Here is an 11,959-nt window from a genome sequence, read left to right on the forward strand (position 1 = left end):
GGGTAATCTCTGGAACCAGACGTTGTCCAGCCCGTCCAGCCACGGACGAGTGATCCTTCCGCAGCGGCGCAATATGTCACACGCAGCGCCACTAGACTGCTGCACAACAATCGCGTTCAGGCCCACAGCGTCGTGCGTCTTCCACGCGGCTAGCACCCCTCCACCGCCTGCGGCCGTCGGGACGGCCGTCCGCATTGGACTTGTGAGGACTCACGTGAGCTCGTACCCCAGTCGAAAAGCCACGGTACTCATCGCTGAAGAGCTGTCGCCGGCGACCGTCGATGCCCTTGGCCCTGACTTCGAGATCCGTCACTGCAACGGGGCGGACCGCGCCGAGCTGCTGTCGGCGATCGCCGACGTCGACGCCATCCTGATCCGCTCCGCGACGAAGGTCGATGCCGAGGCCATCGCCGCCGCCGGCAAGCTGAAGGTCGTCGCACGAGCCGGCGTCGGCCTCGACAACGTGGACGTCTCCGCCGCTACCAAGGCCGGCGTGATGGTCGTCAACGCCCCCACCTCGAACATCGTGACCGCCGCTGAACTCGCCTGCGGTCTGATCCTCTCCAGCGCCCGCAACATCCCGCAGGCCAACGCCGCGCTGAAGAACGGCGAGTGGAAGCGCAGCAAGTACACGGGCGTCGAGCTGGCCGAGAAGACGCTGGGCGTGGTCGGCCTCGGCCGGATCGGCGCGCTGGTCGCGCAGCGCATGTCCGCGTTCGGCATGAAGGTCGTCGCCTACGACCCCTACGTCCAGCCGGCCCGGGCCGCGCAGATGGGCGTGAAGGTGCTGTCCCTGGACGAGCTGCTCGAGGTCTCCGACTTCATCACCGTCCACCTGCCGAAGACGCCCGAGACCCTCGGTCTGATCGGCGACGAGGCGCTGCACAAGGTCAAGCCGTCCGTCCGTATCGTCAACGCCGCCCGCGGCGGGATCGTGGACGAGGAGGCGCTGTACTCGGCGCTGAAGGAGGGCCGGGTCGCCGGCGCGGGCCTCGACGTGTACGCGAAGGAGCCGTGCACGGACTCGCCGCTGTTCGAGCTCGACCAGGTCGTCTGCACGCCGCATCTGGGGGCGTCCACCGACGAGGCGCAGGAGAAGGCCGGTATCGCGGTCGCCAAGTCGGTGCGCCTCGCGCTCGCCGGCGAGCTGGTGCCCGACGCGGTGAACGTGCAGGGCGGTGTCATCGCCGAAGACGTCAAGCCGGGTCTGCCGCTCGCCGAGAAGCTCGGCCGTATCTTCACCGCGCTCGCGGGCGAGGTGGCCGTCCGGCTCGACATCGAGGTCTACGGCGAGATCACCCAGCACGATGTGAAGGTGCTCGAACTGTCCGCGATCAAGGGTGTGTTCGAGGACGTGGTGGCCGAGACGGTCTCGTACGTCAACGCGCCGCTGTTCGCCCAGGAGCGCGGTGTCGAGGTGCGCCTGACCACCAGCTCGGAGGCCACCGACCACCGCAACGTGGTGACTGTGCGCGGCACGCTCGCCGACGGCGAGGAGGTCGCGGTGTCCGGCACGCTGACCGGCCCGAAGAACCACCAGAAGATCGTGGCGGTGGGCGACTACGACGTGGACCTGGCCCTCGCGGACCACATGGTCGTGCTCCGCTACTCCGACCGCCCCGGCGTGGTCGGCACCCTGGGCCGCATCCTCGGCGAGGCCGGTATCAACATCGCCGGCATGCAGGTGGCTCGTGACATCGCCGGCGGCGAGGCACTGGCGGTCCTCACGGTCGACTCCGCGGTTCCGCAGAACGTCCTGACGGAGGTCGCGGAGGAGATCGGCGCCACGTCGGCGCGCTCGGTGAACCTCGTCTGACGCCCACGCGATCAGCGACGGGGCCCGGGCCACCTGAGGTGGCCCGGGCCCCGTCGTGTCGTCCGGCGTCTACTCCTGGGCGTCCCGCACCCGGATGCCCCGCAGGGTCGCCGTGGCCAGTGCCGCCGCGGCCAGCAGCAGGACGGCTCCGGTGATCGCCGCCGACTGCATACCGCTGGTGAACGCCTCACGCGCCGTGCCCAGCAGTTCGGCTCCCGCCCGGCCCGGCATCGAGCGGGCCGCCGCGAGCGCTCCGCCCAGCGTCTCGTGGGCGGGGGAGGGAGCCGAAGCCGGGATGCGGTGGCGGTAGACCGCGGTGCCGATGGAGCCGAGGACGGCCATGCCCAGTGCACCGCCGAACTCGGCGCCCGTCTCCATCAGGGAGGACGCGGTGCCCGCCCGCTCCGCCGGCGCGGCGCCCATGGCCAGATCCATCATCTGCGAGATCACGGTGACGATTCCGGCGGCCAGCACGCCCGCCCCGGCCAGCACCAGCCACATCGAGTCGGTGCCGGCGAGCGCCAGCATCCCGTAGCCGCAGGCCGCGACGGCGAACCCGGCCGTGACGACATGGGCTCTGTCCACGCCCTTCTGCACCAGCTGGGTGGTCACGGGGGCAGCGAAGCCGATCAGCACGGACGGGAGCAGCGCCCACAGCGCGGCCTCCAGGGCGCTCTTGCCCAGGACCGACTGCAGGTACTGGGTGGTGAAGTACGCCGAGCCCAGCATGGCGAAGGACGAGATCAGGTTGAGGGCGAGGGCGGGAGCGAAGCCGCGCGAGCGGAAGAGGACCGGAGGGACGAGCGGGGACGCCGACGTGCGCTGGCGGTGCACGAACAGCGCCGCGAACAGCAGGCCCACCGTCAGCGACAGCACGTACTGGACGTGCCATCCGTTGGCCGGGATCTCTTTGAGGCCGTAGATCAAGGGCAGCACCGCGGCCATCGACAGCGGCACACCGAGCAGGTCGAAGCGGCCGGGCCGGGGGTCCTTCGACTCGGGGAGCAGGACGGGGCCGAGGACCAGGAGCAGGGCCATCGCGGGCAGGTTGACCAGGAAGACCGAACCCCACCAGAAGTACTGGACGAGCACTCCGCTCATCACCGAGCCGAGCGCGATACCGGCGGTCATCACGCCGGACCACAGGCCGATCGCCTTGGCGCGCTGACCGGGGTCGGTGAACATCGTGCGGATCAGCGCCATCGTCGACGGCATCAGGGTGGCGCCGCCGATGCCGAGGACCGCGCGGGCCGCGATCAGGGTCTCGGCGCTGTTCGCGTACGCCGCCACCAGTGATGCGGTGCCGAAGGCCGCCGCGCCGATCAGCAGCAGCCGGCGCCGGCCGATGCGATCGCCCAGGGACCCCATCGTCATCAGCAGTCCGGCGAGGACGAAGGCGTAGATGTCGAAGATCCACAGCTGCTGCGTGCTGCTCGGTTCCAGGTCCGCGGTGATCGCCGGGATCGCGAAGTAGAGGACGGAGACGTCCATCGAGACCAGCAGCAGCGGAAGCATCAGGACGCCGAGCGCGGTCCATTCGCGGTGGCCGGCCCGGGCCGGGGCGCTCGAGGCGCGGAGGTTGTTGCTCGTGCTCGTCGAGTTCGTCATGACGAGGACTGTACGGACGTCTTAAACGCTTGTCTAGTACGAGCGTATAAATCGTTCGTCTAGGACGGTTGTCTAAATCGGAGTAGAGTGACCGCATGGGACACCGTGAGGATCTGCTCGAGGGCGCCAAGCGCTGCCTGCTGGAGAAGGGCTTCATGCGCACGACGGCGCGCGACATCGTCAAGGAGTCGGGGACCAACCTGGCGTCCATCGGCTACCACTACGGCTCCAAGGACGCGCTGCTGGTGAAGGCGTACGTCTCGCTGGTCGAGGGGATGGGCGACCGATTCGACCCCGGCTGGGGCGCGGGCGGCGAGACGAGGACGCCGCCGGGTTCGCTGGAGCGCTTCCAAGAGGTGTGGAGCAACATCATCCGGTCGCTGCCCGAGTCGCGGGCCGTCCTGCTGCTGAGCCTGGAACTCATCCTTCAGGGCGACCGGCTGCCGGAGGTGCGCAAACTGCTGGCCGAGGCGCAGGAGGAAGGCCGCTCAGGACTGCTGCCCCTGTTCCACGACCTACCCGAGGCGGAGTTCGGCAAGGAGACCGTCGACACCGAGGGCCGGTTCTACCAGACCCTTCTCCAGGGGCTCATGGTGCAGTGGATCTTCGACCCGGACACGGCGACCAGTGGCGATCAGCTCGCCGAGGGCCTGCGCCGGGTCGTCGAGTCGGCCACCGGGGACCGCACACCCGAAGGCGCCTAGAGTCGCGCCCCCTTCAGCGCCATGTGCAGCAGCAGGCGGTCCTCGCCGTCGTCCAGGTCCAGGCCGGTGAGCTGCTCGACGCGGGACAGCCGGTAGTACAGCGTCTGGCGGTGGATGCCCAGTTCGGCGGCGGTGCGTCCGGCCTGGCCCGCACAGTCCAGGAACACCTCAGCCGTGCGGGCGAGTTCGCGGTGGGCGGGGATGAGCAACGCGCGTACCGCAGGGTCGTGGGCCGTCTCGGGCGGGAGCGAGGTCAGCAGGCGGTAGGGGCCGATGGCCGGCCACTGTGCGACCGGGCCGAGCCGGGACTCCGCCAGTGCCGCGCGGGCCGCCCCCGACGCCTCATGCCAGGTGGTGCCCAACTCGCCGAGGCCGTCCCGGACTCCGGCGACCCCCGCAGCCGCCCGCCCGGCGCCCGGGCCCTGCGCGTCCCGCAGCAGCCGGGCGGCGGCCGTCAGCGCCGGCGTGAGCACATCGGCCGAGCGCAACCGCACCAGCAGGGCCAGACTCTGCCTCGAGTTGCCCCATGGCACCGTACACAGCGCGGTCGCGGCCGGGATCGTACGGGCCGACGGGGCGTCGTCCGGGTCGGCAGAGGGCCAGGGGGCGACACAGACCAGCGTGTGCAGGCCCTCCGCCCGCGCTCCCAGCGCCGCACGCAGTTCGGCCACCGCCGCCTCCTGCTGCCAGCCGCGCTCCGCGGTGAGCACCGCCCGCAGTTCCCGCGTCAGATCCGCGCCCGCCTGCGCCTCGTCGGCGAGCAGACCCCCGATACGGGCGGCGACCTCCATCGCCGCCGACAGCTGTGCCTCCGAGGGGCCCGGTTCGTCGGCGAGCAGCCACACATAGCCGAGGACGACACCCCGATGGCGTACCGGCAGACAGATCCTTCCGCGGTAGACGCCCGCCTCCGGGGTCGGCGGAATGCGGACAGGTCCGGTGGCGCGGGCGATGCCGAAGCTCTCGAACCACCGGCGCACGGCGGCAGTGGAGCGGCGCGTGAGGATCGAGCGGGTGCGGACCGGGTCGAGGGACGCCTCGTCGAACTCGCCGTCGCTGTCGTACGCGGCGAAGGCGATCAGCTCGAAGTCACGGTTCTCCAGGGTCGCGGGGGCACCGAGCAGCGCCGAGATCTCGTCGACGAGCTCCTGGTAGTCGCCACGGCCGGCCTTGAAGACATCCGCCACACGGGTATTCTCCCGCATTTTCCAAGCCGCCTCATACAAACGTCTGAGATCCAGGGCACGGATGCGTGACAGCTGTCGATGGCCGACGATCGGAGGAATCCTTAGGTTTCACGGTGGTTCTCCGTGCCGTACCCGAGTCGTCGGGATTCGGCCTCCTGTTGCCCCTGTGGAGGTGGCCCGTGCTGGGTCCCGTGATTCTCGCCGCGTCGCGCAGCGACCGGATGCGCCGTCTGATCTCGGCGGCCCCGGTGACCAAGCAGGTCGTCGACCGCTTCATCCCCGGCGAGACCGTGGACCAGATCGTCCCCGTCATCGAGGAGCTCACCGGCAGGGGCCTGGAGCTCACCATGGACGTCGTCGGCGAGGACATCACGTCTCCGGCGCAGGCCACGGCCGCGCGGGACGCCTACCTGCAGCTGATCGACCGGCTGAGGGACCTGGAGCTCGGTACGAAGGCCGAGATGTCCGTCAAGCTCTCCATGTTCGGCCAGGCGCTGCCCGGCGGTCACGAGCTGGCCCTGGCCAACGTGCGCCCCGTCGTGGAGGCCGCCGCGGCGATCGGCACCACCGTCACCCTGGACGCCGAGGACCACACCACCCTCGACTCGATGTTCGCCATCCACGAGGAGCTGCGGAAGGACTTCCCGCAGACCGGCTGTGTGATCCAGGCCTACCTCTTCCGCACCGAGGAGGACGCCCGCCGCCTCGCCGCGAGCGGCAGCCGGGTGCGTATCGTGAAGGGGGCGTACAAGGAGCCCGCGTCGGTCGCATACCAGCAGAAGCACGAGATCGACAAGGCGTACGTCCGCATCCTGAAGACGCTGATGGACGGCGAGGGATACCCGATGATCGGCTCCCACGACCCGCGGATCATCTCCATCGCGCAGGAACTCGCCCGGCGCGCCGGGCGCAAGCTGGACGAGTACGAGTTCCAGATGCTGTACGGCATCCGCAGCGAGGAGCACCTGCGCCTGGCCGCCGAGGGTCACCGTATGCGCGTCTACACCGCGTACGGCACCGACTGGTACGGCTACTTCATGCGCCGTCTCGCCGAGAAGCCCGCGAACCTGCGCTTCTTCGTCCGCTCGATGGTCAGCAAGGGCTGAGCCCGAACACCCGCTCACGTCAAGGAGTTACGGAACCCATGGACGCTGTGACCCAGGTCCCCACCCCCGTCAACGAGCCGGTGCACGGCTACGCCCCCGGCTCTCCCGAGCGCGCCCGGCTGGAGGCCAAGCTCAAGGAGCTGGCCGAGAACCCGGTCGACCTGCCGATGACGATCGGCGGTGAGAAGCGGATGGGCGGCGGCGAGCCGTTCCAGGTCGTGCAGCCGCACAACCACAAGGCCGTCCTCGGCACGCTCCGCAACGCCACCCAGCAGGACGCCGAGGACGCCATCGACGCGGCCCTGGCCGCCGCGCCCGCCTGGCGCGCGATGTCCTTCGACGACCGCGCGGCGATCATCCTGCGTGCCGCCGAGCTGCTCGCCGGCCCCTGGCGCGAGACCATCGCCGCCTCCACCATGCTCGGCCAGTCCAAGACCGCCCAGCAGGCCGAGATCGACAGCCCGTGCGAGCTGGTCGACTTCTGGCGCTTCAACGTCCACTACGCCCGCCAGATCCTGGCCGAGCAGCCCCCGGCCAACTCCCCGGGCGTATGGAACCGTCTCGACCACCGCCCGCTGGAGGGCTTCGTCTACGCGATCACGCCGTTCAACTTCTCGGCGATCGCGGGCAACCTGCCCACCGCGCCCGCGCTCATGGGCAACGTCGTGGTCTGGAAGCCGTCCCCGACCCAGACCCACGCCGCCGTGCTGCTGATGCAGCTGCTGGAGGAGGCGGGCCTGCCCAAGGGTGTCATCAACCTCGTCACCGGCGACGGCATCGCGGTCTCCGAGGTCGCGCTCGAGCACCGGGACCTGGCGGGCATCCACTTCACCGGCTCGACCAAGACCTTCCAGTACCTGTGGAAGACGATCGGCAACAATATCGAGAAGTACCGTTCGTACCCGCGTCTGGTCGGCGAGACCGGCGGCAAGGACTTCCTGGTCGCGCACCCGAGCGCCGACCGCGGGGTCCTGAAGACGGCGCTGACCCGCGGTTCCTTCGAGTACCAGGGCCAGAAGTGCTCGGCGACCTCCCGCGCGTACGTTCCGGCGTCCATCTGGAACTCCGGCTTCAAGGAGGAGTTCGCGGCCGAGGTCGACCACCTGACCATGGGTGACGTCACCGACCTGTCGAACTTCATCGGCGCCGTGATCGACGAGCGTGCGTTCGCCAAGAACAAGGCCGCCATCGACCGGGCGAAGGAAGACCCGACCTGCACGATCGTCGCGGGCGGCAGCTACGACGACTCGGTCGGCTACTTCGTGCGCCCGACCGTCATCGAGTGCACCGACCCGGAGAACGAGGTCTTCCGCACCGAGTACTTCGGCCCGGTCCTCGCCGTGCACGTCTACGAGGACGAGAAGTACGACGAGATGCTCGCCCAGATGGAGTCGGTCTCCGACTACGCACTGACGGGCTCGGTCGTCGCCAACGACCGCGCCGCGGCTGCGTACACGATGGAGAAGCTGCGCTACGCGGCCGGCAACTTCTACATCAACGACAAGTCGACCGGCGCCGTCGTCGGCCAGCAGCCCTTCGGCGGCGGCCGCGCCTCCGGCACCAACGACAAGGCCGGCGCCCCGCAGAACCTGCTGCGCTGGACCCTGACCCGCGCCATCAAGGAGGCGCTGGTCCCGCCGACCGACTACACCTACCCGCACATGGGCTGATTGCCCCACTGATCACCGCCCCTGCCCCGGTTGCGAAGAACCCGGGACGGGGGCGGTTCTCATTGCGCGAACGGTCATCCTGGTCCAGTGGCCACCCGATCCCGCACGGCCCACACCGCGGACCTCGCCTCCGGGCCCCGTCGGAGCCGTCATGGCCGGGCTCGAGCGGATCACCGACGCCGCCGGCGACTTCGGGGGGCTCTCCGCGAGTGGCGAGGGCACCGGCTTGTACGCGACCCAGGGCCGGCCGCTCTGGCCCGGCCGCCTGTGCGGTCTCGGCCCCCGCGGCGTGGTGCGGCTGCGCAGCGAGGAGGGCTGCACCTTCGTGCGCCCCGTGGCCGCGGGCCCACTCGACCCGGAGCACAAGCCGGTCTTCGACCGGCGGGACGGCGACGTGCTCTGACGTCCGTCGCCGGACGGAGGCTGGGCCAGGCAGGGGACCGGCATCCGGGTGGCTGACAGATGCGCAGGCCAGGGGCGTGTGACCCGAGTGGCCGTCTCAGATAGTAGGAAGTCCGAGTAATTGTGGAGACAGACGCGCCCTCCTCGCTTAGCTTTGTAGGAGCCGAACGTCTCGCTCGATCAAGCGAATGGCGGTCGTGAGCCGGGCCCCGTGCAGGCAACCCCTGCGGCACCGCTCCCCGCCCCTCCGGCGTCTCGTTACCCCTTTCCGCACTCCCGGATGTCGAAGGAGTCGATTTCCCATGGCCGAGACGACCGCCCGCCGCCGAGTCCGTCACCTTTCCCGTACGAGCGAGTCCGACCGTAAGAAGGCTGCCGCCGCGCTTCAGCGTGCGCTCGACCGCCGGGACAACGGCGGCGAGACCGGCCACTGAGCCGCGGCCCTCACCCCGAGGACCGTTGATCCCCGGTCGGGCCGGGAGATCACCCACCTGCCGGGAGCCGCACCCGCACGAGGTGCGGCGCGGCCGGGCGCTCCGCGTCATGTGCCGCGCCGCACCTCGAGGTGTTCGCTCCGCATCCGCACGCCACACCGCGCGCGGGTGCCGGCACCAGGAGCAGTGAGCCGCGAGTGGCCGGTACCGACGAGTGTCCGTATCCCGGACGCTCCGTGTCATTCCATGGGACAAGGAGTACGGTGCCGTCATGTCTCGCAGCATCAATCTCGCAGTGATTCCCGGTGACGGTATCGGCCAGGAGGTCGTGGCCCAAGGGCTGAGAGTCCTCTCCGCCGTCCTTCCGCAGGATGTGAAGCTGGAGACCAAGGAGTACGACTTCGGCGCCCGGCGCTACCACGCCACCGGTGAGACCCTCACCGACGCCGACCTGGAGCAGCTCAAGCAGCACGACGCGATCCTGCTCGGCGCGATCGGCGACCCGTCGGTGCCGTCCGGGGTCCTGGAGCGCGGCTTCCTGCTCAAGCTCCGCTTCGCCTTCGACCACCACGTCAACCTGCGGCCCTCCAAGCTGCTCCCGGGTGTCGCCACGCCGCTCGCGGGCCAGCCCGAGATCGACTTCGTCGTGGTCCGCGAGGGCACCGAGGGCCCGTACACGGGCAACGGCGGCACGATCCGCACCGGCACCCCGCACGCGGTCGCCACCGAGGTCTCGCTGAACACCGCCTTCGGTATCGAGCGCGTCGTGCGCGACGCCTACGCCCGCGCGCAGGCCCGCCCCCGCAAAAAGCTGGCCCTCGTCCACAAGAACAACGTGCTGGTGCACGCCGGTCATCTGTGGACGGACATCTTCACCCGGGTGGGTGAGGAGTTCCCCGAGGTCACCACCGAGTACATGCACGTGGACGCGGCGACGATCTACCTCGTCACGCAGCCCGAGCGCTTCGACGTGATCGTCACCGACAACCTCTTCGGCGACATCATCACCGACCTGGCCGCCGCCATCTCCGGCGGTATCGGAGTCGCCGCCTCCGGCAACATCAACCCGTCCGGCGAGTTCCCGTCGATGTTCGAGCCCGTGCACGGCTCGGCGCCCGACATCGCGGGCCAGGGCAAGGCAGACCCGTCTGCCACCGTCCTGTCGGTCGCCCTGCTGCTGCGTCACCTCGGCTACGAGTCCGAGGCGGCCCGCATCGAGGAGGCCGTCTCCGCCGACCTCGCGGAGCGCGCGGGCCGGCCCGCCCGCAGCACCGACGAGATCGGCGACGCGCTCGCCGTACGAGTAGCCGGCTGACCCGCCGCGCTTCTCACACCTCTGAGAAAGGCCGTCGGGTCGCCTTTGCGCCCGGCGGCTTTCCCATGCCGTCGCCGGGTGTCACCATCGACGCACCCATGGGCTACCCCTTGGGCCGCATTCACACCGTTTCGGCGGCGACTCTTCGCTTGCGATAATCGAACCAGGAGCCGCGGAATGAGGGAATGCTCGGACGTCCTACGACCGCCAACGGCGGGACGGGCGTGAGCGCGGCCCGTCAACACAACCGGTGAAGGACAACCACACATGACGACGCCCACGATCGAGCTCAAGCCCTCCGCCAGTCCGCTCTCCGACGCGGAGCGGGAGGCGATGCTGGCCAACCCCGGGTTCGGCCGCCACTTCACCGACCACATGGTGACGATCAAGTGGACCGAGGGTCGGGGCTGGCACGACGGTCAGCTCGTCCCGTACGCCCCGATCTCCCTCGACCCCGCCACCAACGTCCTGCACTACGCGCAGGAGATCTTCGAGGGCCTCAAGGCGTACCGTCGGCCCGACGGCTCGGTGGCCACCTTCCGCCCGGAGATGAACGCCCGGCGCTTCCAGCGCTCCGCCCGGCGCCTGGCCATGCCCGAGCTGCCGGTGGAGACGTTCATCGAGGCCTGCGACGCCCTCGTCCAGCAGGACAAGGCGTGGGTGCCCGCGCACGGCGGCGAGGAGTCGCTCTACCTGCGCCCGTTCATGATCGCCACCGAGGTCGGGCTGGGCGTGAAGCCCGCCAACGAGTACCTGTTCCTCGTGATCGCCTCCCCGGCCGGCGCCTACTTCGCCGGCGGCGTCAAGCCGGTCTCCATCTGGGTCTCCGAGGACCGGGTCCGCGCCGTCCCCGGCGGCATGGGTGACGCCAAGACGGGCGGCAACTACGCGGCCTCCCTGCTCGCCCAGGCCGAGGCCGCTGCCAAGGGCTGCGACCAGGTCTGCTACCTCGACGCCGTGGAGCACAAGTGGGTCGAGGAGCTCGGCGGCATGAACCTGTACTTCGTGTACGGGGACAGGATCGTCACCCCCTCGCTGACCGGCTCGATCCTCGAGGGTGTCACCCGCGACTCCCTTCTCACCGTCGCCCGGGACCTCGGCTACGAGGCCGAGGAGGGCCGCGTCTCCATCGACCAGTGGCAGGCCGACTCCGAGAACGGCACCCTCACCGAGGTCTTCGCCTGCGGCACAGCGGCGGTGATCACCCCGGTGGGTACGGTCAAGCGCGCGAGTGCCGAATGGAAGCAGCAGGACGGCGAGCCGGGCAAGGTCACCCTGGCCCTCCGCGATGCCCTGCTGGACCTCCAGCGCGGCACCCGCGAGGACACACACGGCTGGATGCACCAGCTCGGCTGAGCGTGTAAAGAGCCGCCGGGCCGCCCATTACATTGCGTCTGGGCGGCCCGGCGGTTCGTTCGAGGCGTAACGGCCTCACCGCGTCACACGCGCCGCGTCGGCCGCAGAGCCTCGCGCTGCTCGCCGCATGTACCCCTCTGCTGCTGTTCGCCGCGTCCGCCATGGCCCCCGCGTCTCGGCCCTGCCCGCACCGAGCGCCGTCCGGTGATGTCGCAGGACGAACACGGTCACCCCCGGCTGCGCGTGACTTAGAGCACTGCTCAAAGCTGTGTGACCTGTATCGGCCATCGCAGCAGTTCCGTTCCCTGATGCCAGCGTCTAGAGTGAGGACGCGTTTAGAGCAGCGCTCTAAAGTCTGGGA

Annotated in this window: 10 protein-coding genes; 8 read left to right on the forward strand and 2 right to left on the reverse strand. The window is 69.9% G+C overall.

Annotated features, from left to right (window positions below):
- Positions 1–214 precede the first annotated feature (214 nt).
- A complete protein-coding gene (serA, locus tag ABZ904_RS12060; protein ID WP_359394959.1) occupies positions 215–1,816 on the forward strand; it encodes a phosphoglycerate dehydrogenase in 1,602 nt (533 codons plus the stop codon).
- 69 nt (positions 1,817–1,885) lie between these two features.
- On the opposite strand, the gene ABZ904_RS12065 is transcribed toward serA, so the two are convergent.
- Positions 1,886–3,424, reverse strand: a complete 1,539-nt coding sequence (locus ABZ904_RS12065; RefSeq protein WP_360997769.1) for an MFS transporter — start codon at positions 3,422–3,424, stop codon at positions 1,886–1,888.
- Positions 3,425–3,519: 95 nt separating this feature from the next.
- On the opposite strand from ABZ904_RS12065, the gene ABZ904_RS12070 reads away from it, so the two are divergent.
- Entirely contained in the window at positions 3,520–4,128 is a 609-nt protein-coding gene (locus ABZ904_RS12070) for a TetR/AcrR family transcriptional regulator (protein WP_359394955.1), read from the forward strand.
- Here ABZ904_RS12070 and ABZ904_RS12075 read toward each other — a convergent pair.
- On the reverse strand, positions 4,125–5,333 hold the full coding sequence (locus ABZ904_RS12075; RefSeq protein WP_360997767.1) for a helix-turn-helix domain-containing protein: 1,209 nt from the start codon (positions 5,331–5,333) through the stop codon (positions 4,125–4,127). The two genes, ABZ904_RS12070 and ABZ904_RS12075, sit on opposite strands and share 4 nt — an antisense overlap.
- Positions 5,334–5,494: 161 nt before the next feature.
- Here ABZ904_RS12075 and ABZ904_RS12080 point away from each other — a divergent pair, with 161 nt between their 5' ends.
- The 6 genes from ABZ904_RS12080 (at position 5,495) to ABZ904_RS12105 (ending at position 11,598) form a co-directional block, all read left to right on the forward strand.
- Positions 5,495–6,421 carry a proline dehydrogenase family protein gene (locus ABZ904_RS12080; protein WP_360997765.1) on the forward strand — a complete coding sequence of 309 codons (927 nt, stop codon included), beginning with the start codon at positions 5,495–5,497 and terminating at the stop codon, positions 6,419–6,421.
- A gap of 38 nt (positions 6,422–6,459) precedes the next feature.
- Entirely contained in the window at positions 6,460–8,091 is a 1,632-nt protein-coding gene (pruA, locus tag ABZ904_RS12085; RefSeq protein ID WP_360997763.1) for an L-glutamate gamma-semialdehyde dehydrogenase, read from the forward strand.
- Positions 8,092–8,242: 151 nt separating this feature from the next.
- Positions 8,243–8,494, forward strand: a complete 252-nt coding sequence (locus tag ABZ904_RS12090; RefSeq protein WP_360997761.1) for a hypothetical protein — start codon at positions 8,243–8,245, stop codon at positions 8,492–8,494.
- 301 nt (positions 8,495–8,795) lie between these two features.
- Complete coding sequence (locus ABZ904_RS12095) at positions 8,796–8,927, forward strand: hypothetical protein (protein ID WP_359394943.1); 132 nt, start codon at positions 8,796–8,798, stop codon at positions 8,925–8,927.
- Positions 8,928–9,198: 271 nt separating this feature from the next.
- Entirely contained in the window at positions 9,199–10,242 is a 1,044-nt protein-coding gene (locus tag ABZ904_RS12100) for a 3-isopropylmalate dehydrogenase (protein WP_359394940.1), read from the forward strand.
- A 267-nt stretch (positions 10,243–10,509) separates the two neighbouring features.
- Complete coding sequence (locus ABZ904_RS12105) at positions 10,510–11,598, forward strand: branched-chain amino acid aminotransferase (RefSeq protein ID WP_359394937.1); 1,089 nt, start codon at positions 10,510–10,512, stop codon at positions 11,596–11,598.
- Positions 11,599–11,959: the final 361 nt, after the last annotated feature.

It is taken from the genome of Streptomyces sp. NPDC046900 (assembly GCF_040644975.1).
Taxonomy (GTDB): domain Bacteria; phylum Actinomycetota; class Actinomycetes; order Streptomycetales; family Streptomycetaceae; genus Streptomyces.